Raw genomic sequence first — 20,223 nt, 5'->3', positions numbered from 1 at the left:
TCCGACCGAAATATTACTCATGAGTACACCCAGTTCATTCCCCCTGAGCAAGCGCTTTGAACTGTGACCTTCCCAACGCTGCGTAATCAGGCGTGAGCCACGCCCACCGGGAACTCTCAGTCGCGCAAGGCGTTGAAGCGCCCCTGGTGGTACAGGAGCGGGCGGCCCTCGTCGGCGTGGTCGCCGACCACGGCCTGGGCGAGCACGATGCGGTGGTCGCCGGCCGGCACCCGCGCCACGATCCGGCACACCAGCCAGGCGAGCACCCCGTCGAGCACGGGCACCCCCTCGGGCCCCTCGCGCCAGCTCGTCGGCGCGCCGAAGCGGTCGGCTCCGCTGCGCGCGAACGTGGCCGCGAGATCCTGCTGGTGCTCGCCGAGTATGTGGACGCCGACGTACTCGGCCTCGGAGACCGTGGGCCAGCTGGAGGAGCCGGTGCCGATGCCGAACGACACCACCGGGGGTTCGGCGGAGACCGACGTGAGCGAGGTGGCGGTGAAGCCGGCCGGGCGGGAGCCCCGGGCCGCGGTGATCACGGCGACGCCCGCCGCATGCCGCCGGAAGACCGAGCGCAGCAGGTCGGGGGTGGCGTGCCGCAGGGCGCCGAGGGCCGGCGTTGCCGTCATGGGGTTGTCCTTCTGCCGGAGGTACGGGCGACGACGTCGGTGTTCAGGACCGAGGACAGCGCGCGCCGGCATCGCGGACGAGATCCGCGTGGGCGCGCGTGCTGCGGAGAAGGCGGAGAAGGGGGTCCCGGGGCATGGCAGCAGGCTCGCGAGAGATGACGTACGTAGTCAAGCCCTTTCCGCGAGATGAAAGATGCGTCACGGTCGCGACCCCTGCGGCCCTTGTGACCTGCGGGGCAGCGGGTCACACGGCCTCCCCGAGAGCGGCGATCACATCGGCCTTGCGGGGCTGTCCTGCGGCGCGCCGCACCACGTGCCCGGCCGCGTCCAGGACGAGGACGGTGGGTGTCTTCAGTACGCGCAGCTCCCGTACGAGATCGAGCCGGGCCTCGGCGTCGATCTCCACGTGGGACACCCCGGGGACCAGCGCGGCCACGTCCGCGAGGACTCTGCGCGTCGCACGGCAGGGCTGGCAGAACGCGCTGGAGAACTGCACCAGCGTCGCCCGCTCCCCCAGCCGCTCCCCGATGTCCGCCGCGCCGAGCCGCCGCCCGGTGTCACGTCCTGGCACTTCCGCCTCACTCCTACCGCCTGCCCCAAGGGTTCTGATCCGCATCTCTCCCGGTACAGCGCTCGCGCGCCCGCAGAGATTCCTACGTGACGAGAATCTCGCGGATCGGCGGCACCAAGGCTGGTCACTCGTCCGTTCTTGGGGCACGATCTGCGCAACGCCGAAAAACCTACGGCTGCGTAACCTCCCGCCGGGAGCCCCCTCCCCAGGCAGAAACGAAGGGCCCTCCCCACCCATGGCAGAGCTTGTCTACCGTCCGGTCATCGGTGCCGCGAAAACCCTGTTCAAGGCATGGGACCTGAAGATCGACTGCAAAGGCTCGGAGAACATCCCACGCTCCGGCGGCGCGGTCCTCGTCAGCAACCACATCAGCTATCTCGACTTCATCTTCGACGGTCTCGCCGCCCTGCCGCAGAAGCGCCTGGTGCGCTTCATGGCGAAGGACTCGGTGTTCCGGCACAAGATTTCCGGGCCGCTGATGCGTGGGATGAAGCACATCCCCGTCGACCGCAAGCAGGGCGAGGCGGCCTACGCGCACGCCCTCGACTCACTGCGCTCCGGGGAGATCATCGGCGTCTTCCCCGAGGCGACGATCTCGCAGTCCTTCACGCTGAAGACGTTCAAGTCCGGCGCCGCGCGGCTGGCCCAGGAGGCCGGGGTCCCGCTGATCCCGATGGCTCTGTGGGGCACGCAGCGGCTGTGGACCAAGGGGCACCCCCGCAACTTCCGCCGCAGCCACCTGCCCGTGACGATCCGGGTCGGGGAGCCGGTGGAAGCCCCCAAGGACCAGTACGCGGGCGCGATCACGCGGCGCCTGCGCGAGCGCTGCCAGGAGCTCCTCGAGGCCGCGCAGCGCGCCTATCCGGTGCGCCCCAAGGGCCCGGACGACACGTGGTGGATGCCTGCGCACCTGGGCGGTACGGCGCCGACCCCCGCCGAGGTGAAGGCCGCCGAGGCCACCTGACCGTCCCGGTCCGTCCGGCGCGTCTCACAGCTGTGCGGGGTAGATCTGCCAGAGGTGCGGCCGGTCGCGGGCTTCCTTGAGCGGGCGGAGCGCCACCGGACTCGGTTCGGCGTAGAGGACCGGGTAGTCCACCTCACCGGCCCCGGGGTCCACCGGCCAGGCCAGCCGCTCCGCACCGAGACGGAACTGCGCGTCGACGCCGTCCGGGCCGTTGCCGCGCGGGTCCTGCCGGTGCCAGGCGCCGTCGAGGCGTACGGCGACCAGGCCGTGCAGGGAGTAGCCGCTGGTGTGGTCGTCCCGCAGCCGCTGGTAGCAGAACGCCGTCGGGATGTCCTCGGCGCGCAGCAGGGCGGCCAGGGCGTGGGACTTGGCGGTGCAGATGCCGGTGCGCTCCCGCAGGACGTCGGAGGCGCGCCAGGTGACTTCCATGCGGCCCGCGTCCTGCGAGTGCGGGATCTCGTCGCGGACGAACTCGAAGGCCGCGCGCGCATACGCGTACGTGTCGGCGGATGACTTCGCCAGGCTCGCGGCGGTCTCGCGGACCAGCGGGTGATGGTGGTCGACGGCCTCGTCGGCGGCCAAGTACGCCGACAGGTCAGGGTTTTCCTGGATCAGCTGCATGGCACGGGAGCATAGGAATACGGTCGCCCGTACGTCAATGACTTTACGGTCGACCGTATACCTATGCAGAAGCACCTATGCAGGAGTCCTGCGCCTCAGAGACGCCGGTTCAGCGCGCCATCTCTTCCTTCAGCGCCGCCAGGAACCCGTCGACGTCCTCCTCGCGGGTGTCGTACGCGCACATCCAGCGGACGTCGCCCGCCGCCTCGTCCCAGAAGTAGAAGCGGTAGCGCTTCTGCAGCCGCTCGCTCACGTCGTGCGGCAGCCGGGCGAAGACCGCGTTGGCCTGCACGGGGTAGAGGATCTCCACGCCGTGCATGGACCGGACGCCCTCCGCGAGGCGCTGCGCCATCTCATTGGCGTGCCGGGCGTTGCGCAGCCACAGATCTTTGGCGAGCAGGGCCTCCAACTGCACCGAGACGAAGCGCATCTTGGAGGCGAGCTGCATGGACATCTTGCGCAGGTGCTTCATGTGGCGCACGGCGTCCTGGTTGATGACCACGACCGCCTCGCCGAACATCGCACCGTTCTTGGTGCCGCCCAGCGACAGGATGTCGACGCCCACCGCGTTCGTGAACGTCCTCATGGGGACGTCGAGTGCGGCGGCGGCGTTGGCTATCCGGGAGCCGTCGAGGTGCACCTTCATGCCGAGCTGGTGCGCGTGGTCGCAGATCGCGCGGATCTCGTCGGGCGTGTACAGCGTGCCCAGTTCGGTGTTCTGCGCGATCGAGACGACCTGCGGCATGGCGCGGTGCTCGTCGTCCCAGCCGAACGCCTGCCGGTCGATCAGCTCCGGGGTGAGCTTGCCGTCGGGCGTGGGCACGGTCAGCAGCTTGAGGCCCGCCATGCGCTCGGGGGCGCCGCCCTCGTCCACGTTGATGTGCGCGGACTCGGCGCAGATCACCGCGCCCCAGCGGTCGGCGAGCGCCTGCAGCGCGACGACGTTGGCGCCCGTGCCGTTGAACACCGGGAACGCCTCGGCGGTGGGTCCGAAGTGTCCCCGGATCACCTGCTGGAGACCGGCTGTGTAGTCGTCCTCGCCGTACGCGATCTGGTGGCCGCCGTTGGCGAGCGCGAGGGCCGCCATGACCTCCGGGTGGGCGCCCGCGTAGTTGTCGCTCGCGAAGCCGCGGACGTCCGGGTCGTGGTGGCGTCGGGCGTCGGTCTTCGGAGGGTTCACGGGCTCTCTGCCAGGGATGGTCGCGTCACGAGCGGTCGCGTCACGACCGGTCACGGCTTCTCGGTCAGCCACAGGCGGTTTCCGTTCACTTCACCGGCGGGCTTCTCCCAGACACCGGCGATGGCCTCGGCCAGCTCCTTGACGTCCGTGAAGCCCGCGAACTTCGCGTTGGGCCGCTCCGCGCGCATCGCGTCGTGCACCAGCGCCTTGACCACCAGGATCGCAGCCGCCGCGCGCGGCCCGTCCTCGCCCCCCGCCTTGCGGAAGGCGTCCGCGAGGGCCAGCGTCCAGGCCTCGGCCGCCGCCTTGGAGGCGGAGTACGCCGCGTTGCCCGCCGTCGGCTTGCTCGCGCCCGCCGCGCTGATCAGCAGGTAGCGGCCCCGGTCGCTGCGGCGCAGGCCGTCCTCGAAGGCGAGGGAGGTGTGCTGCACGGTGCGGATCAGGAGCTTTTCGAGGAGGTCCCAGTCGGCGAGGTCGGTCTCGGCGAAGCTCTTGCCGCCGCGCCAGCCGCCGACGAGGTGGACGAGCCCGTCGATCCGTCCGAACTCCTTCTCGGTGCGCGTCGCCCACTCGCGGGTCGCGTCCAGGTCGAGGAGATCGACCGTGTCTCCTATGACGGTCGCCCCGCCGTGCGCGTACCGCGCGGCGTCCACCGCTTCGGCCAGGCGCGCCGGGTCGGCGTCAGAGGCCACGACCGTGGCTCCCGCCTCGGCCAGCCTGAGCAGGGTGGCACGCCCCGCGGGGCCGGCCGCTCCGGCCACCGCGACCACGGCTCCATCGAGTGCGGACATGGTCCTCGCCTCCTCCTGGCGGCCGCTCACGCGGCGGCCTTCTCGGCGTCCGACGAAGCAGTGATGCCCTTGGTGGAGGCGATCACGTTCTTCAGCTTCTTGGAGAGCGCCTCATAGAACATGCTGAGCGGAAACTCGTCGGGAAGCACCTCATCGACTAGTTTGCGCGGCGGCAGCGAGGTGTCCAGGGCGTCCGGGCCCTTGGCCCAGCGCGATCCGGGGTGCGGGGCGAGGTAGCTGGAGACCAGGTCGTACGCGGCGAACCAGTGGACCAGCTTCGGGCGGTCGATGCCGGCCCGGTAGAGGTCCTCGATCTCGCCGCACAGCTGGTTGGTGACCTGCGGCGCGCGCTCCCAGTCGATGCTGAGCCGGTTGTCGGTCCAACGGACCACGTCATGCTTGTGGAGGTAGGCGAAGAGGAGCTGGCCGCCGAGCCCGTCGTAGTTCTTGACGCGGTCACCGGTGACCGGGAAGCGGAACATCCGGTCGAACAGGACGGCGTACTGCACGTCGCGCGCCTGCGGGACGCCCTCGGCCTCCAGCTTCACGGCCTCCTTGAAGGCGGTGAGGTCGCAGCGCAGCTCCTCCAGGCCGTACATCCAGAACGGCTGGCGCTGCTTGATCATGAACGGGTCGAACGGCAGGTCGCCGTGGCTGTGGGTGCGGTCGTGGACCATGTCCCACAGGACGAACGCCTGCTGGCAGCGGTCCTGGTCGCCGACCATCTCGCGGATGTCGTCGGGCAGTTCGAGCCCGAGCAGGTCCACGGCGGCCTCGGTGACACGGCGGAAGCGGGCCGCCTCGCGGTCGCAGAAGATGCCGCCCCAGGAGAAGCGCTCGGGGGCCTCGCGCACGGCGATGGTCTCGGGGAAGAGGACGGCCGAGTTCGTGTCGTACCCGGCGGTGAAGTCCTCGAAGGTGATGCCGCAGAAGAGCGGGTTGTCGTAGCGCGTGCGCTCCAGTTCGGCCAGCCAGTCGGGCCAGACCATGCGCAGCACGACCGCTTCGAGGTTGCGGTCGGGGTTGCCGTTCTGCGTGTACATCGGGAAGACGACCAGGTGCTGCAGGCCGTCCTCGCGGTGCGCGGCGGGCTGGAAGGCGAGGAGGGAGTCGAGGAAGTCCGGCACCCGGAAGCCGTCCTCGGCCCAGCGGCGCAGGTCCGTGACGAGCGCCCGGTGGTACGCGGCGTCGTGCGGCAGGAGCGGGGAGAGCTCCTCCACCGCGGCTATGACGCGGTCCACGGCGAGTTCGGCGATGCTCCGCGCCGGGGCGCCGTCCGCCTCGAAGTCGATGGAGCCGTCCGCCGACTGCCAGGGCCGGATGTCCTGCACGGCATCCTTGAGCACCGGCCACGCCGGGTGGTCCACCACCCGCCCCTCAGCGGTAGGAACCGCACCCTCCGTACCCGACCGCACAAGAATTTCCGTCATAACCCATCCTCCACGGGAGAACCTCGCGTCAGAACACCGTATGCGTGCGAGGTTCTCCGCGACAAGGGGGGTATCGGGAAATTATCCTGTGCCACCCCCTGCCCCACCGCTGTTTTTCCTGTGCGTCGCGGTCGACCCGATCGCTTCCGCCACATCCGTCAACGCCTTCCCCGCATTGGGCAGTGCATCGGGGAAGGCGAGGAAGCCGTGGAACATCCCGCGGAAGTGGGCCGAGACGACATCCACTCCGGCCGCGCGCAGGCGCTCCGCGTAGTGCAGTCCCTCGTCGCGCAGCGGGTCGCAGCCCGCGGTGACGAGGTGGGCGGGCGGCAGCCCGGAGAGGTCCGCGGCGCGCAGCGGCGAGGCGAGGGCGTGCCTGCCGTCCCCGTCGGACCCGAGGTACTGCTGCCAGAACCAGCGCAGGTGCGCGGCGGTGAGGAAGCAGCCCCGGGCGTTCTCGCGGTAGGAGGCGGTGTCCTGGGCCGCGTCCAGGAGGGGGTAGAGCAGCACTTGCAGCGCGAGCGCGGGGCCGCCCTCGTCCCGCGCCCTGAGCGCCGCGGCGGCGGCGAGCCCTCCGCCGCTGCTGTCCCCGGCGGCGACGAGGGCGCCGGGATCGCCGCCGAGCGCGGCGCTCTCGCCGGCGGCCCAGCACAGCGCCGCGTACGCGTCGTCGACGGCCGCCGGGAAGCGGTGCTCGGGCGCCAGGCGGTAGCCGACGGAGACCACGGCGGCGCCGGACCGGGCGGTCAGGCCGCGGGCCGTGGCGTCGTGGGAGTCGAGGCCGCAGAGGGTGTAGCCGCCGCCGTGGAAGAAGACGACGGTCGGGCGGGGGCCCGGATGCCGTGCCGGGTCCGGGAGGTAGACGCGGACGGGGACCTCGGGTGCGCCCGGCGGCCCCGGGACCGTCCGGTCCGCGACCGGGCCGACTGGGAGCGGCGCCCTTCCGTAGGCGGGTGCGGCGGCGAGGGTCCGGCGGGCCTCGACGGCGTCGGTGACGGCGCCGCCGAGGTCGGGGAAGGCGGCGGTCAGGGCGTCCACGAGGGGGCGGGCACGGGGGTCGAGGCGGTCCGGGGCGAGGGCGGCGCCCTGGTCGTCGCGCCGCATCATGCGGTGTCCGCTTCCTGGGCGCGGAAGTAGGGGATGACCTTCTCGCCCCACTGCCGCAGGGTCTCCAGACAGGCCTCCTGGGGCACGGTGCCCATCTGGACGAGGCACATGATCTCGTCGGCCCCCGCGTCGCGCAGGCGCTCGACATGGGCGATGGCGTCGTCCGCGGTGCCGTACGCGTGGTCGGCGTTGAACGTGGCGGTCGAGGTCGGACGTACCGGGATGTCGTGCTCGTGCAGGCGCGCGACGACCTGCTCGGCCGCCCTGCGCATCTCGGCGGCCTCGTCACTGCCCTCGACGACCGCCTCGTCGGGGACGCCCGTGCCGCCGTACCAGTGCCCGATGGACTGCGCGAAGAACCGCTGCCCGCGGATGCCCACGCGCCGTGCCGTCTCCCGGTCGTCGAGCACGATCGTCGGACAGAGCACCGAGAAGTGGTCGTTGACGGCGCTCGACACGAAGCGCGCGCCGGTGCGGGCCGCGAGCGCGGCGTCGTACGCCCGGCGCATCCCGGCGATCGACTCGGGGCCCGCGAACCCCATCACCAGGGCGCCGATGCCCAGTTCGGCCGCCTGTGTCAGGGTCTCGGTCCTGCTGCAGGCGAGGAAGAGCGGCGGGTGGGGGGTCTGCGCGGGGCGGGGCAGGATCGGGTGCGGGCCGATGTCGAGGAGCTCGCCGTGGTGCTCCAGCTCCTCCTTCTCCCAGGCCTTTCCGATGATCCGCAGCGCTTCCTCGACCTCTTGCGCCGTACGTTCCCTGTCGACCCCGCACAGCGACGTCTCCTGGGCCGTGCCGCCCCGGCCCGCACCCAGGTCGAGCCGCCCGCCGGAGAGCAGGTCGAGCATGGCGGCGCGCTCGGCGACCCGCGCCGGGTGGTTGAAGTTGAACGGCATGCAGACGACGCCGTGCCCGATCCTGATGGTGCTCGTGCGCGCGGCGACCCAGGTGAGGAAGATCTCGGGCGCGCTCATGTGCGCGTACCACTTGAGCGAATGGTGCTCCACCGCCCAGATGCGGTCGAACCCCATCTTTTCGGCGAGCACGGCTTGTTCGATGCTGTCGCGGATGACCTGGTGCTCACGTTCGACGGTCGGATCGGCGAGCTGTGCCTCGAAGATGACGGAGAACTTCATGTGCCCTCCAGGGGGTGATGCCCTCAGCGCCTGTGCGGCATGGCTTTTGTTTCGATCAGCCATATGACTAGTCGTCACATCGCAACATCACAAGGGCTGTCGCACGGGCTTTTCGCGCTGGCGCCCGGGTGCGGTCGGCTCCGGCCGCGGGGCGGGCCGGGCCGCGGGCCCGGCCGGGAATCACCTTCACCGGTGACTGGTTCAGGGGCCGAGCATGACATCGTGAACCGGTCGCGTTACGGTCACGGACGTATGAAGGAACAGGCCCCTCCGCTGGTGGAGCCGGGCATGGCCGATGTCCGTGACGGAACCGCCGCTGTTCACAGAATGACGAGAGGCCGGGAAGCAAGGGTGCCGCCATGGGAGACAGCTTGTCCATTTCGTCCGTGCCCTCGCCCGACGGTCGGCGCCCGTCCCGGCACGTCCCCTCCCCCAGCGACGAGACGGAACTGCTGAGGGTCGCCAACGAGCGGCTGCGCGATCAGGTCTCGGAGCTCCAGGTCCAGGCGCGGGCGCGCTCCAGGGTCGCGCTGGCCGAGGGCATCCTGGTCGAGCGCTACCGCCTCGCGGACGCGCAGGCGGCGTTCGCGCTGCTGCGCCAGGCGTCCCAGCGGGCCAACATCAAGCTGCACCAGCTGGCCGCCGCGGTCGTCAGGACCCCGGGGCCCGTGCCGGGCGCCGAGGTGTGGAACATCAGACGGGCGCAGCAGCCGACGCCGAACCTGGCCACGCTCCACTCCGGCGCGATCGACGCGACCAACCAGGGTGAGGTCCTGGGCGCCGCGCTGCGCCGCGTCATGACCGTCACCGACACCGACATGGGGAACGTGCAGCTGGTCGAGGACGACACCCTGCGCATGGCGAAGCACGCGGGACTGCCCCGGCAGTTCACCGACTACTTCGCGTTCGTGGACGGAAACACCTCATGCGCCCGTGCGGCCGCCGCGAGCCACCAGGTCACCGTCAAGGAGGTGGCCTCGTCGGCCGGTTTCGACGAGGACACCCGCCGGGTGATCCTCGCCTCGGGAAGCCGCGCCTGCCACAGCATTCCCCTCGTCGACGAGCAGAACACCGTCCGCGGCGTGATCTCCTCGCACCACGCCCGCCCCCTCATCGGCTTCACACAGGCGCAGTTGCGGGCGCTGGACGGCACGAGCCGCGCCCTCGGCACCTGGATCAAGTGGCACCAGCACACCGTGCTCGTCGACGCGTTGCAGGACCTCCATCGGATCGCGCTGGCCTTCCGCGGCTAGCGGGCGGGCGCGGCGTTGGTGAAGGCGCCGTCCTTGAAGACGCGTTCGGCGAAGCGTTCGCCGATGAGGCGGTGCGTGGCCGCGTCCGGGTGGAGCTGGTCGGGCAGCGGCAGTCGGGCGGCGTCCGCGGTGCCGTAGAGCTCGCGGCCGTCGAGGTAGTACAGGTTCGGGTCGTCGGCCGCGCGCCGCTCGACGATCCGGGCCAGCTCCTCGCGGATGACGTTCAGCGTGAGCTTCCCGGCCGCCCGTTCCGCCGGGTCGCCCATGGCCTTGAAGCGAAGCAGCCCCTCCCCGATGTCGCTGAGGTCCGGCGCGCTGGGGCCCGGGGTGTCCTCGTGCATGGGGCACAGGATGGGCGAGACGACCAGCAGCGGGGTGTCGGGGTGCCCTTCGCGGACGGTGTCGAGGAATCCGTGCATCGCCGGGGTGAAGGCGCGCAGCCGCATCACGTCGGCGTTGACCAGGTTGATTCCCATCTTGATGCTGATCAGGTCCGCGGGGGTGTCCCGCAGGGCGCGGGCGGTGAACGGGTCGAGCAGGGCGCTGCCGGCAAGGCCGAGGTTGATCAGCTCGACACCGCCGAGCGAGGCGGCGAGGGCGGGCCAGATGGTGGTGGGGCTCGCCGCGTCGGAGCCGTGGCTGATCGAACTGCCGTGGTGCAGCCACACCTTGCGGCCCGGGTCCCGGGCGGGCTCCACGGGTGCGTCGGTACGCAGCGCGAGGAGTTCGGTGGTCTCGTTGTGCGGCAGCCAGATCTCGATGTCCTTCATGCCGTCCGGCAGGTCGTCGAAGCGCACGGTGCCGGGGTCGCCGGTGGTGTGCTCGAAGGTCCCGGCCGCCATGTCGATGGTCAGCGTGTGACCGCCCTTGACGCTGCCCCGGCCGGCGAGGACACCGTCGACGACCAGGTCGTAGACCCCGTCGGGGCGGGGCGGCACGCCGACGTAGGACCGCTTGGTGGGCAGGGTGTCCAGCTCGACCGCGGTGGCGCGGGTGCGGAACGCCAGGCGTACGCCGGAGGGCTGGGCCTCGGCCATGGCCAGCTGTCCGTCGGTGTTCTGCCTGCGGGCGCGGGCGGGCAGCCGGTGCGGGAGTATGCCGTGCGCGGTCTCTTCGACGTCGAGGGCGCCGCGCAGGAGGTCAGCGGTGACGGGCGTGGTGGTCCAGTGCCGGTCGCTGTTCGGCGCGTTGTCCGGTGTGTTGTCCGGTGTGTTGTCCATTGCTCTGTTTCCTTGCCGGGATCATCGTCACGTTGATCCGCTCATTGATTGCGTCAGCATGTTGATCGGGCATCAGGCATCAGACTGACGGGGCGGGCCAGTTGCGCAGCAGGGCGTCCAGGGCGTCGATGACGCGCGTCCAGGTCTCCTGCGAGTCGGGCGCGCTGTGGCTGAAGCCACCGGCCAGCTCCAGGCTGACGTAGCCGTGGAAGACGCTGCCGAGGAGGCGGACCGCGTGGGTCTGATCCGGCTCCCCCAGGTCGTATCCGCGCAGGATCGCCCGCGTCATCTCCGCGTGCCTGCCGCCCGCGCCGGCGGCGGCCGCCTCGGGGCTGAGCCGCAGCTGGGCCGCGGCGTAACGTCCGGGGTGCTCCCTGGCGTAGTCGCGGTAGACGTTCGCGAGGGCGGCCAGGGCGCCCTTTCCCGCGCGTCCTGCGAGCGCGTCGGCGCCCCGGTCGGCGAGTTCGGCCAGGGCCAGCAGGGCGATCCCCGTCTTGAGGTCCTGGGAGTTCTTCACGTGCGAGTACAGGCTCGCGGTCTTGACGTCGAAGTGCCGGGCCAGCGCCGAGACGGTCACCTGGTCGAAGCCGACCTCGTCGGCCAGCTCCGCACCGGCCCGGATCAGCCGTTCCGTGGTCAGCCCTGCGCGGACCATGACACTCCCCTCGTTCGCCTTGCCTTGAACGAGTATGCATTTACCTAAAGCCTTTAGGCAAATGGGCATGCGCTTTAGGGCTGCTCCGAGGTCAGTCGGAGTACGGCTGCCGGGACCGGTGGACCGTGGGTCAGAGCACGGTGATGTGGCCGGGGGCGGGCAGGCGCGGGGCGGTGGCGGGCTCGTGGATGTCCGCGAGGGCCATGAAGAGCAGGGCCACCGCGAGGGCGCCGGGGTCGGGAACGCCGAGGGCGTGGTCCCCGACGTAGCTGGCGCGGCCACGCCGGGGGCGCAGGGAGGCGGTGGCCAGGGCGCCGCGGATGGCGGCCTGGGCGGCCTCGGTGAGCGGTGCCTCGGGGGCGGCGGCCTCCCGTGCCGCGGCCAGGGACTCGGCGGCGGGCGCGAGGGCGTCGACCAGCGTGCAGTCGCCGGGGCTCGCGCCGCCCACCCGGTGGATGGCGGCGTGACCGGCCGCGGCGGCCTCGGCGAGCGCGGCGACCGACGGAGCGCCGCCGTCCGGCGGTGAGGCCGCGGCCAGGTGCTGGAAGAGGAGGCCGAACAACGGGCCGCTGGTGCCCCCGACGTCGTTGAGGAAGGCGTCGGCGAGAGCGGCCGTGCCGTCGGCGCCCGTCTCGTCGGCCAGCTTCACCGCGCGCCGGACGCCACCGGCGAGGTTGTCCCCGAAGTCGCCGTCACCGACGAGCTGGTCGAGCTTGGTGAGGTTGTCACGCACCTGCGTGACGGTGAGCGCGTAGCGGTCGAGCAGGGCGCGGTCGCCGCCCGTGCGCGGGGCGCGTACGGGGGAGCTCTCCTTCGACGGCGTCTCCTGCGCGGGCCCGCCCGGGGCGAGCGAGGGGCGCGGCAGCACCAGCGGGGTCCGGGTGGGGGCGATCCACAGGTCGGCCCATCCCGCGTCGAGCCGGGTGAGGGTGAGCGAGAAGCCGGCCATGTCCAGGGCGGCGGTGAAGGTGCCGGGGACGACCAGCACGGGCCGGACGCCGCGGGCGGTGAGTTCGTCGCTCAGCAGCACGGCGATGGCGCCCAGCTCCAGTTCGGTGGTGGCGCCCAGGCCGTTGACGAGGGCGAGCACCTCGTCGGGCCCGTCGGGCAGCGCGTCGAGGAGGTCGTCGGTCATGCGCCGGACGAGGTCACCGGTCCCGGGCCGCGCGATGGTGCGGGTGCCGCGCTCGCCGTGGATGCCGACGCCGTAGTCGAGCGTCCCCTCGTCCAGCGTGAACGCGGGGCTCAGCGTGGTGGGCGAGGTCTGGGCACGGGCGGCGACCGCGATACTGCGGGAGCGGGCCACGATCCGCCGCCCCAGCTCGGCGAGCTCCTCCAGGGTCGCGCCCTGATCGGCCGCGGCGCCCAGGAGCTTCTCGACCACGACGGTGGCGGCGGTGCCGCGGCGGCCCGTCGCGCTGTCCGCGCTGTCGGTGGCCAGGTCGTCGTCGACCAGGACCGTGGCGACGGGGATGCCGTCGTGCCGCAGGCGTTCCGCCGCGATCTGGAAGTTGATGACGTCGCCGGTGTAGTTCTTCACGATGTGCAGCACGCCGCCACTCTTGGCGGCCGCCGCGCTCGCCTCGTAGATCTGCCGGTTGTGCGGGGAGGCGAAGATCTCGCCGGGGCAGACGGCGTCCAGGCCACCCCGCCCCAGGAGCCCGGTGTGCAGCGGCTCGTGTCCGGACCCGCCGCCGGAGACCAGGGCGACCGTGCGCGCCGGGTCGGCGTCGCGCGCCCGCAGATACAGGGGGCTGCTGTTCACCTCGATCAGCCCGGCGTGCGCCAGGGCAAGACCTCGGGCGGCGGTCAGGACCGCGTCGTTCTCCGGCAGGAAGTGGCTCATCTGGGTCTCCGTAGGGGGGCGGTGAGAGGGGTCGGTGCGGTCGGCGTACGGGTGGTTCGCCTGCCCGGGTCGTGTCGCCGCCCGGTACCACGGGGTTCCGCCGGCGCCGGACGACGCGGTGCTCACCCTCTCCGCCCCGCGCTCTCCAAGGTCGGCACCCGCGCCTACCGGCACTCCCGCGTTCCGGTCCCGCGACCCGTGTGCCAGGCTGACACCGTGCACCGGCCCGGGCGGCGATACGCAGAGGGCGCGCGGCACCCTTCGTACGACAGCCCATCTTTGCGAGGTCTTGACAGTTGCCCGACGCGCGACGCGAGGATCTGGGACGGATGCTGCGCGCCTGGCGGATGGCGCGGGACCCCGCGCTGCTGCCCGGCCCGGTGCCCTTCCGCGGCCACCGCCGCTACCTCACCCAGCTCGACATGGCCCTGCTGCTCGGGGTCTCCGAACGCTGGTACCGCGCCCTGGAGCGGGGCGAGGACCGCGGGTACGCGCGCGAGATGATCGCCGGTGTCGTCCGGATCCTGGACCTCTCCCCGCGCCGGGCGAGGGCCCTGTACCGGGGCACCGGGCACCAGCCCCCGAGGCAGCGGGCCGAGGGCGCCCGGCCGGACGACGCACTCCTCGACCTGTTGCACCAGCAGCGCCGGATGAGCTGGATCTGCGACCAGGCCTGGGACGTGGTCGCCGTCAACGCCGTGGCCGCGCGGCACTGCCCCTGGCTGGCCCGCCCGGCCGCGAACGCCATGACCTGGGCGTTCTCCCCGGAGGCCCGCTATCAGCTGCGCGACTGGGAGACGAAGTGGGCCGCGCCGCTCCTCGGCCGGCTGCGCCTCGCCTGGCAGCGCTGGCCGGACAACGAGCGTCTTGACGACGTGGTGCGCACCGTGCGGCGCAAGCCGGGCGTCGCCGACCTCTGGGACCGCGCGGCAGAGGACCAGAACCCCTCCGACGAGGCGCCACGTCCCATGTACTTCCCGCTGGTGGCGCCCGATCCGGTCGACGTGCACATCAGAACGTACGGCCGCTTCGGCGACACGGCGCTGCGCTGGCTGATCCTGACCCCGGCGGACCCGTCCGTGAGCTTCCCCTGACCTACGTCGGCATAGGTGGACGTCTACCGGCATCCACCCGGCGGACCCGTCCGTGAGCTTCCCCTGACCTACGTCGGCATACGTGGACGTCTACCGGCATCCACCCGGCGGGGCCCGCTCAGTCCCGTTCGCCGCGCGCCCGGTGCCGGGCGCGCAGAATCAGCAGCACGATCCCCGCGACGGCGCCCGCTCCCGCGTACCCGAGGACCATGTCCTTCTCGGCGGGCGACTCGCTGATGTGCGCCTCCCCGCCCCGCGAGACCCAGACGCGGTCGCCGGTGATGCTGCTCGTCCCCTCCCCCTCCTCGTCCCACACCCCGTCCTCCGGCACGCCCTCGACCGGGCCGCGCACCATGCGGCCTTCGGGGTCCCGCCATGCGAAGTCGCCGAGCTCGTCCCCGTCGGTGACCGTCGCCCAGTACCCGGAGACGTAGGTATGCGTGGCGAGGAGCGCGTGGCACAGCGGTACGGCGAAGGCGACCAGCGCCGCGAGCCACAGGCCGACCGCTACCGCCCGGCCGACAGCGCGCCGCTTCCCCTTGGTACGCCGGACCCCGGTCACACCGCCCCCTCACCATGGCTGCCGAGCCGTCACCCTACGACGGTCGGCCGGGCAGGGCGGCGAGCCAGTCGGTCAGGAGCCGGTTGACCTCGGTGGGGCGTTCCTGCTGGACCCAGTGGCCGCAGCCGTCGAGGATGTGCGAGGAGGACAGGCCCGGCAGAGTGTCGGGGAACGCCTTGATCGCGTCGGCGAGCCAGGTGGTGGAGGCGTCCAGGGCGCCGCCGATGAACAGGGACGGCTGGGTGACCGGGGCGCCCGTGTGCCCGGGGTTGAGGTCCGCCCAGTCGCGGTCCATGGCGCGGTAGCGGTTGAGCGCGCCGGTCAGGCCGGTCCGCTCGAACTCCCCGGCGTAGACGTCGAGATCCCGCTCGTCGAGCCAGCCGGGCAGCCGGCCCTCGGGGAACCGGTCGCGCAGCCGCCCGCCGCGGCTCACGAAGTGCGGGTCGGGCGCGTCGGGACCGGGCATGGTGTCGGCGGAGAGAGCCGCGTAGAAACCGGCGAGCCAGCCCCGGACGTCGGGTTCGATCTCGGCCTCGGCGCGGCCGGCCTCCTGGAAGTACGAGACGTAGAACTCCTCGTCACCGCCCATGCCCGCGAACACCTCGCCGGGGCGCGGGCCGCCCGGCGGCGTGTACGGGACGCTCAGCAGGCCGACCGCGCTGAAGACGTCGGGCCGCAGGAGGGCGGAGTGCGCGGCGACGGTCGCGCCCCAGTCGTGTCCGACGATCACCGCGGTCTCCTCGCCGAGCGCGCGCACCACGGCGGCGTTGTCCTCGACGAGTTCGAGCATCCGGTACGCGGAGGCGTCCCGCGGCCTCGACGAGCGGCCGTAGCCGCGTACATCGACGGCGACCGCGCGGTAGCCGGCCGCGGCCAGGGCCGGCAACTGATGGCGCCAGGAGTACCAGGACTCCGGGAAGCCGTGCACGAGCAGGACGAGGGGCCCGGTGCCCTGCTCCACCAGATGGGTCCGGCCCGCGGGTGAGGCGACCAGGCGGTGCGTGCGGTCCGCGGCGGACGAAGGCTGAGACATGGATCCTCCTGTGCGCTCATGCCGTCGGCGGCGGGGTCCGCCGACCGTGCGACTGAGATGGGCGTGGTCACGAGCTTGCTGCGGCGCGGGCGGTGTCGCGATCTTCGTTGCCGATTCGGCAAATCGCCGGTTGGCGTGGAGCCGCCGCCGGGGCCGGAATCCGGATCGGCTTCGGGGCCGGTCGCGCCGCGGGGAATCGGATCATGCCTCAAGTCCGGTGCGTACGCCGGGGGTTGACACCGCCGTTGGCCGGAATACGTTACATGCAATATGGAACATGCCGTCGAACAGATGGGACTTCCGTGACAGAGACAAGCCATCACCGACCGCGCCCGTGTGATCTCCTGCTCTCCCACGCCCGTGTCGTCACCGTCGACGACCGGCGCGCCGTGTACGAACCGGGGTCGGTCGCCGTCGTGGGCGGGCACGTCGCCGCCGTGGGGCCCGCGGCGGAGGTCGACGCGGCGTGGCGGGCGACCAGGACGGTGGACTGCCGGGGCCGTGCCGTGCTGCCGGGGTTCACCGACGGGCACACCCACCTGTTCCAGTCGCTCGCGCGGGGCCTCGGCGAGGGGCTGCCCATCTGGCCGTGGCTGTGCGAGTTCATGTGGCCGTACTCGATCGCCATGGAACCGGCCGACGCGCGGATCGCGGCCACGCTCGGCGCGGTGGAGGCGCTGCGTTCGGGCATCACGACCGTCGTCGACAACCACTACGCGCCCACGGACGTCGAGACCGTGCTCGCGGTGGCCGACGCCGTCGAGTCGGCCGGTCTGCGCGGCGCGGTCGCCCGGGGCATGCTCGGCGACCGTACGGCCGTCGCGGCGGCCCGGGGCCTTCCCGAAGAGCTGTTCCGCCACTCCACCGCGGAGGAACTGGAGATCACCCGCGAGTGCCTGGTGCGCCGTGGGCCGAGGGCGCGGGTCGGCGTGTGGCCCGCGCCGCTGAACCTCAGCTACGTGGACCAGAAGCTGGTCACCGGCGCGGTCTCGCTGGCCGAGGAGTTCGACGTCCGCTGGCACACGCACTGCTGCGAGGGCGCCAAGGACCCGGAGAGCTATGTGGAGGCGTACGGCGTGCGGCCCGTGGAGTGGCTCGAACGCGCGGGGCTGCTCGACTCGCGGGCGACGCTCGCCCACGCCGTGTGGCTGGCCGACGACGAGATCTCCGCGCTCGGCGAGCGCCGCGCGGGCGTCGCGCACAACCCGGCGTCCAACGCCTATCTGGCCTCCGGGGTCATGCGGCTGCGCGCGCTGCGGGAGGCCGGGGCCGTGGTGTCCCTCGGCACGGACGGACCCAGCGCGGGGCACCGCCAGGACATGTTCGAGGTGATGAAGCAGACCCTGTTCGGACAGCGCCAGCAGACGCTGGATCCGGCGGCGCTGCGGGCCGAGGACGTCCTGGAGCTCGCCACCCGCGAGGGCGGCAGGTACGCCGCCGCGGGCGCGGGCACCGTGTGCGCCGGGGCCCCGGCCGACCTCCTCGTGGTCGGCCTCGACCGGCCCCATCTGCGCCCGCTGCACCGGACCGTGGCGGCGCTGGTCTACTCGGCGCGCGGCTCGGACGTCGACATGACGATCGTCGACGGCAGAGTCGTCTTCGAGGACGGCCGCTGCCCGCTGGTCGACGAGGATGCGCTGCTCACCGAGGCCCAGGAACGGGCCGAACGCCTCGTGGCGCGGGCCGGGTTCGCCGGACTGCGCACCCCTTGGCGGCACTGAGACCGCCGCACGCACCCTCTGGCACCGCACCACACCGCACTCTGCACTGCACTGCACCCCACCACACCGCATCGCTGTCCCTCGGCTGCCCGTCCGCGGCCCCGCACGTGCGCCACAAGTCACGCCCCGTCGGCTCACGCCCAGACGGGCGGAGGGAGAACGCACATGCACCACCGGAAAGCACACGGCAAGGACGCCCGCACAGCCGCTGAACGCAACCCCCCTGAGAAGGCCCCCGCCGGCAGAGACCCCGTCGAGGCCGTGCCGTCGCTCTGGCGGCTCGCCGTCTACGGGCTCCAGCACGTCCTCGCCTTCTACGCCGGCGCCGTGGTCATGCCGCTGCTCGTCGCCGAGGGCATCGGCCTGTCCGGCGACGACATCGGTCTGCTGGTCAACGCCTCGCTCCTGACCTGCGGTCTCGCGACGCTGCTCCAGTCCGTCGGGCTGCCCGGCATCGGCATCCGGCTGCCGGTCGTGCAGGGCACGTCGACGACCGCCGTCCCCTCGCTCGTCTCCGTGGGCCTCGCGGCGGGCGGCGCGCGGGCGGGGCTGCCGACGGTGTTCGGCGCGGTGATCGCCGCGGGCCTCGCGCTGTTCGTCATCGCGCCGGTCTTCAGCAGACTGGTGCGGTTCTTCCCGCCGCTGGTCACCGGCACCATCGTCACGATCGTCGGCATCACGCTGCTCGCGGTGGCCGCGCGTCAGGTCGGCGGCGGCGACCCGGCGGACCGCTCGTTCGGTTCGCCCGCCCATCTCGGCCTGGCCGCCGTCACGCTGGTCGCCATCCTGCTCTTCAACAAGCTCTCCCGGGGCTTCCTCGCCACCGTCGCCGTCCTGGCCGGGCTCGTCATCGGGACCGGGGTCGCCGCGCTCACCGGGCGTACGGACTTCTCCGGGATCGGGGACTCCGCCTGGCTTGGCATGGCCGCGCCGCTGCACTTCGGCGCGCCCCGGTTCGACACCGTGGCCCTCCTGTCCGTCTTCCTCGTGATGGTCATCATCGCGGTGGAGTCCATCGGGCAGTTCTTCGCCGTCGGCCGGATCGTGGGCCGGGAGGTGTCGGGCCTGCACGTCACGCGCGCCCTGCGGGCGGACGGCCTGGCGACAGCAGCCGCCGGGGCACTCAACTCCTTTCCCAGCACGGTGTATTCGCAGAACATCGGGCTGATCCAGCTGACCCGCGTGAAGTCGCGCTGGATCGTCGCGGCGAGCGGCGTGATCATGATGCTGCTCGGCCTGGTGCCGAAGGTGGGTGCCGTGGTGGCGTCGATGCCGACGTCGGTGCTGGGCGGGGCGACGATCGTGCTGTTCTCGACCATCGCGGTGGTCGGCGTGCAGATACTCGGCCAGGCCGATCTGGCCGACCAGCGCAACACCATCCTCGTCGCGGCCAGCGTGGGGATCGGCTTCCTGCCGACGGCGTTCCCGCAGTTCGCCGAGCAGATGCCGGGGCGGCAACTGCATGCGCTGTTCGAGAGCGGCATCATCCTCGGCACCCTCACGGCGGTGCTACTCAACCTCTTCTTCCACCATCTGCGACTGCCGGGACAGAAGAAGAACGACGCGCGTTCCGAGAAGAGCGACGCGCACTCCATTGACCGGTCCGAACATTACATGCAACATGAAGACCTACCTGACGGACCCGAAGTCGCCGCCAAGGACGCGCCATGACAAGGGAGTTGGAGATGCAGACGCAGAGGGCGGTGAATCCGGTGGCGGCGGGGACCCTGCTGGCGGACCGCGCGTACGACGAGCTGAAGGGCGCCGTGCTCGCCGGGCGGCTGCGTCCCGGCGACGCCCTTTCGGTCCCCGCTCTCGCCGTGCAGATGGGCATCAGCCGCAGCCCCGTCCGTGAGGCCGTGCAGCGGCTCATCCACGACGGCCTCGCCACCCATGCCGCCCACCGGGGTGCGGTCGTCTCCACGGTCGACATCGAGGACGTGCGCCAGCTCTACGCCGTGCGCGAGGTGATGGAGGGCCTCGCGGCCCGCCTGGCCACGGAGCGGCTCGACGCCGGCACGGTCGGCGAGCTGCGCCGCCTCCTCGAACGCCACGAGGCGCTGGTGACCTCCGAGTTCGACGAGCAGGCACACATCGAGATGGACGTCGCCTACCACCGGCTGATCCGCGAGGCGGCGGGCAACGACCACCTGACCGCCGCCCTCGACACCATCCAGGGCAAGGCGCACCTGGCGCTGCACTCGCTGTGGCGCAGCCCGCGGGCCCCGCGGCTCGCCGTGGACGAGCACCGGCGCGTCTTCGAGGCGATGACGGCGGGCGATCCGGACGCCGCGGAGCAGGCGGCCCGCGACCACATCAGGCGGCTGCGGACCCGGCTCTCCCAGGCCGTATCGGCGGACGCCGCCCCGGACGCCGCCCACCGGCCGGTGCGCCCCACCGCGTGAAGGCCCGGCCT

The 20,223-nt window shown here is 72.1% G+C and carries 19 protein-coding genes; 6 read left to right on the top strand and 13 right to left on the bottom strand.

Translation table 11 applies throughout. From position 1 onward, the window contains the following. Positions 1-116 precede the first annotated feature (116 nt). Together ACFVYR_RS12130 and ACFVYR_RS12125 are read right to left on the bottom strand one after the other, a co-directional pair. The gene (locus ACFVYR_RS12130; RefSeq protein WP_384254866.1) at positions 117-626 is read right to left on the bottom strand and encodes a flavin reductase family protein; all 510 of its coding nucleotides are present in this window, start codon (positions 624-626) and stop codon (positions 117-119) included. Between the two features lie 244 nt (positions 627-870). After that, on the bottom strand, positions 871-1,242 hold the full coding sequence (locus tag ACFVYR_RS12125) for a thioredoxin family protein (RefSeq protein WP_384254863.1): 372 nt from the start codon (positions 1,240-1,242) through the stop codon (positions 871-873). Between the two features lie 190 nt (positions 1,243-1,432). Between ACFVYR_RS12125 and ACFVYR_RS12120 the strand changes: the two genes are divergently transcribed. Beyond that, on the top strand, positions 1,433-2,161 hold the full coding sequence (locus ACFVYR_RS12120; protein WP_384254861.1) for a lysophospholipid acyltransferase family protein: 729 nt from the start codon (positions 1,433-1,435) through the stop codon (positions 2,159-2,161). A gap of 24 nt (positions 2,162-2,185) precedes the next feature. Here ACFVYR_RS12120 and ACFVYR_RS12115 read toward each other — a convergent pair whose 3' ends face one another. The 6 genes from ACFVYR_RS12115 to ACFVYR_RS12090 all read right to left on the bottom strand — a co-directional run bounded on the left by ACFVYR_RS12115 (position 2,186) and on the right by ACFVYR_RS12090 (position 8,423). Further along, positions 2,186-2,782, bottom strand: coding sequence for a transglutaminase family protein (locus ACFVYR_RS12115; protein ID WP_384254859.1), 597 nt, complete (start codon positions 2,780-2,782; stop codon positions 2,186-2,188). A 109-nt stretch (positions 2,783-2,891) separates the two neighbouring features. Beyond that, complete coding sequence (locus ACFVYR_RS12110; protein ID WP_384254857.1) at positions 2,892-3,962, bottom strand: threonine aldolase family protein; 1,071 nt, start codon at positions 3,960-3,962, stop codon at positions 2,892-2,894. A gap of 50 nt (positions 3,963-4,012) precedes the next feature. After that, positions 4,013-4,753 carry an SDR family NAD(P)-dependent oxidoreductase gene (locus ACFVYR_RS12105; RefSeq protein WP_384254854.1) on the bottom strand — a complete coding sequence of 247 codons (741 nt, stop codon included), beginning with the start codon at positions 4,751-4,753 and terminating at the stop codon, positions 4,013-4,015. A 26-nt stretch (positions 4,754-4,779) separates the two neighbouring features. After that, the gene (locus ACFVYR_RS12100) at positions 4,780-6,183 is read right to left on the bottom strand and encodes a DUF6421 family protein (protein ID WP_384254852.1); all 1,404 of its coding nucleotides are present in this window, start codon (positions 6,181-6,183) and stop codon (positions 4,780-4,782) included. Positions 6,184-6,264: 81 nt separating this feature from the next. After that, positions 6,265-7,290: an alpha/beta hydrolase gene (locus ACFVYR_RS12095; RefSeq protein WP_384254849.1), complete on the bottom strand. Its 1,026-nt coding sequence runs from the start codon at positions 7,288-7,290 to the stop codon at positions 6,265-6,267. Beyond that, positions 7,287-8,423, bottom strand: coding sequence for an LLM class flavin-dependent oxidoreductase (locus ACFVYR_RS12090; RefSeq protein WP_384254847.1), 1,137 nt, complete (start codon positions 8,421-8,423; stop codon positions 7,287-7,289). Before ACFVYR_RS12090 ends, ACFVYR_RS12095 begins: the two co-directional genes overlap by 4 nt. A gap of 359 nt (positions 8,424-8,782) precedes the next feature. Between ACFVYR_RS12090 and ACFVYR_RS12085 the strand changes: the two genes are divergently transcribed. After that, entirely contained in the window at positions 8,783-9,676 is an 894-nt protein-coding gene (locus ACFVYR_RS12085) for an ANTAR domain-containing protein (RefSeq protein WP_384254844.1), read from the top strand. On the opposite strand, the gene ACFVYR_RS12080 is transcribed toward ACFVYR_RS12085, so the two are convergent. From ACFVYR_RS12080 to ACFVYR_RS12070, 3 genes are all read right to left on the bottom strand, one after another. Further along, positions 9,673-10,896, bottom strand: coding sequence for a GDSL-type esterase/lipase family protein (locus ACFVYR_RS12080; protein ID WP_384254842.1), 1,224 nt, complete (start codon positions 10,894-10,896; stop codon positions 9,673-9,675). The genes ACFVYR_RS12085 and ACFVYR_RS12080 overlap by 4 nt on opposite strands. Positions 10,897-10,975: 79 nt before the next feature. Beyond that, a complete protein-coding gene (locus tag ACFVYR_RS12075; protein ID WP_384254839.1) occupies positions 10,976-11,551 on the bottom strand; it encodes a TetR/AcrR family transcriptional regulator in 576 nt (191 codons plus the stop codon). A gap of 130 nt (positions 11,552-11,681) precedes the next feature. Then, the gene (locus ACFVYR_RS12070) at positions 11,682-13,397 is read right to left on the bottom strand and encodes a dihydroxyacetone kinase family protein (RefSeq protein ID WP_384254837.1); all 1,716 of its coding nucleotides are present in this window, start codon (positions 13,395-13,397) and stop codon (positions 11,682-11,684) included. A 296-nt stretch (positions 13,398-13,693) separates the two neighbouring features. Between ACFVYR_RS12070 and ACFVYR_RS12065 the strand changes: the two genes are divergently transcribed. Further along, positions 13,694-14,491: a helix-turn-helix domain-containing protein gene (locus ACFVYR_RS12065; RefSeq protein ID WP_384254835.1), complete on the top strand. Its 798-nt coding sequence runs from the start codon at positions 13,694-13,696 to the stop codon at positions 14,489-14,491. Positions 14,492-14,609: 118 nt separating this feature from the next. Here the strand turns inward: ACFVYR_RS12065 and ACFVYR_RS12060 are convergent, their stop codons facing one another. Both ACFVYR_RS12060 and ACFVYR_RS12055 read right to left on the bottom strand, forming a co-directional pair. Then, complete coding sequence (locus tag ACFVYR_RS12060) at positions 14,610-15,053, bottom strand: hypothetical protein (protein ID WP_384254832.1); 444 nt, start codon at positions 15,051-15,053, stop codon at positions 14,610-14,612. A gap of 34 nt (positions 15,054-15,087) precedes the next feature. Continuing rightward, complete coding sequence (locus tag ACFVYR_RS12055; protein WP_384254830.1) at positions 15,088-16,086, bottom strand: alpha/beta fold hydrolase; 999 nt, start codon at positions 16,084-16,086, stop codon at positions 15,088-15,090. A gap of 302 nt (positions 16,087-16,388) precedes the next feature. Between ACFVYR_RS12055 and ACFVYR_RS12050 the strand changes: the two genes are divergently transcribed. The 3 genes from ACFVYR_RS12050 (at position 16,389) to ACFVYR_RS12040 (ending at position 20,212) form a co-directional block, all read left to right on the top strand. Then, a complete protein-coding gene (locus tag ACFVYR_RS12050; RefSeq protein WP_384254828.1) occupies positions 16,389-17,807 on the top strand; it encodes an amidohydrolase family protein in 1,419 nt (472 codons plus the stop codon). A 165-nt stretch (positions 17,808-17,972) separates the two neighbouring features. After that, positions 17,973-19,478, top strand: coding sequence for a nucleobase:cation symporter-2 family protein (locus ACFVYR_RS12045; protein WP_384254825.1), 1,506 nt, complete (start codon positions 17,973-17,975; stop codon positions 19,476-19,478). A gap of 14 nt (positions 19,479-19,492) precedes the next feature. Then, positions 19,493-20,212 carry a GntR family transcriptional regulator gene (locus ACFVYR_RS12040; RefSeq protein ID WP_384254823.1) on the top strand — a complete coding sequence of 240 codons (720 nt, stop codon included), beginning with the start codon at positions 19,493-19,495 and terminating at the stop codon, positions 20,210-20,212. Positions 20,213-20,223: the final 11 nt, after the last annotated feature.

This window comes from Streptomyces sp. NPDC058284, assembly GCF_042881135.1.
In the GTDB taxonomy this organism is placed as follows: Bacteria; Actinomycetota; Actinomycetes; order Streptomycetales; family Streptomycetaceae; genus Streptomyces.
Note: the sequence above shows the minus strand (reverse complement) of the source record. Positions and strands in the feature narration are given on the sequence as shown.

Excerpts from the sequence above, each read along its gene's own strand:
- ACFVYR_RS12130 (WP_384254866.1), bottom strand. The coding sequence starts at position 626 with ATGACGGCAACGCCGGCCCTCGGCGCCCTGCGGCACGCCACCCCCGAC.
- ACFVYR_RS12125 (WP_384254863.1), bottom strand. The coding sequence starts at position 1,242 with ATGCGGATCAGAACCCTTGGGGCAGGCGGTAGGAGTGAGGCGGAAGTG.
- ACFVYR_RS12120 (WP_384254861.1), top strand. The coding sequence starts at position 1,433 with ATGGCAGAGCTTGTCTACCGTCCGGTCATCGGTGCCGCGAAAACCCTG.
- ACFVYR_RS12115 (WP_384254859.1), bottom strand. The coding sequence starts at position 2,782 with ATGCAGCTGATCCAGGAAAACCCTGACCTGTCGGCGTACTTGGCCGCC.
- ACFVYR_RS12105 (WP_384254854.1), bottom strand. The coding sequence starts at position 4,753 with ATGTCCGCACTCGATGGAGCCGTGGTCGCGGTGGCCGGAGCGGCCGGC.
- ACFVYR_RS12100 (WP_384254852.1), bottom strand. The coding sequence starts at position 6,183 with ATGACGGAAATTCTTGTGCGGTCGGGTACGGAGGGTGCGGTTCCTACC.
- ACFVYR_RS12095 (WP_384254849.1), bottom strand. The coding sequence starts at position 7,290 with ATGATGCGGCGCGACGACCAGGGCGCCGCCCTCGCCCCGGACCGCCTC.
- ACFVYR_RS12090 (WP_384254847.1), bottom strand. The coding sequence starts at position 8,423 with ATGAAGTTCTCCGTCATCTTCGAGGCACAGCTCGCCGATCCGACCGTC.
- ACFVYR_RS12085 (WP_384254844.1), top strand. The coding sequence starts at position 8,783 with ATGGGAGACAGCTTGTCCATTTCGTCCGTGCCCTCGCCCGACGGTCGG.
- ACFVYR_RS12080 (WP_384254842.1), bottom strand. The coding sequence starts at position 10,896 with ATGGACAACACACCGGACAACACACCGGACAACGCGCCGAACAGCGAC.
- ACFVYR_RS12075 (WP_384254839.1), bottom strand. The coding sequence starts at position 11,551 with ATGGTCCGCGCAGGGCTGACCACGGAACGGCTGATCCGGGCCGGTGCG.
- ACFVYR_RS12070 (WP_384254837.1), bottom strand. The coding sequence starts at position 13,397 with ATGAGCCACTTCCTGCCGGAGAACGACGCGGTCCTGACCGCCGCCCGA.
- ACFVYR_RS12055 (WP_384254830.1), bottom strand. The coding sequence starts at position 16,086 with ATGTCTCAGCCTTCGTCCGCCGCGGACCGCACGCACCGCCTGGTCGCC.
- ACFVYR_RS12045 (WP_384254825.1), top strand. The coding sequence starts at position 17,973 with ATGCACCACCGGAAAGCACACGGCAAGGACGCCCGCACAGCCGCTGAA.
- ACFVYR_RS12040 (WP_384254823.1), top strand. The coding sequence starts at position 19,493 with ATGCAGACGCAGAGGGCGGTGAATCCGGTGGCGGCGGGGACCCTGCTG.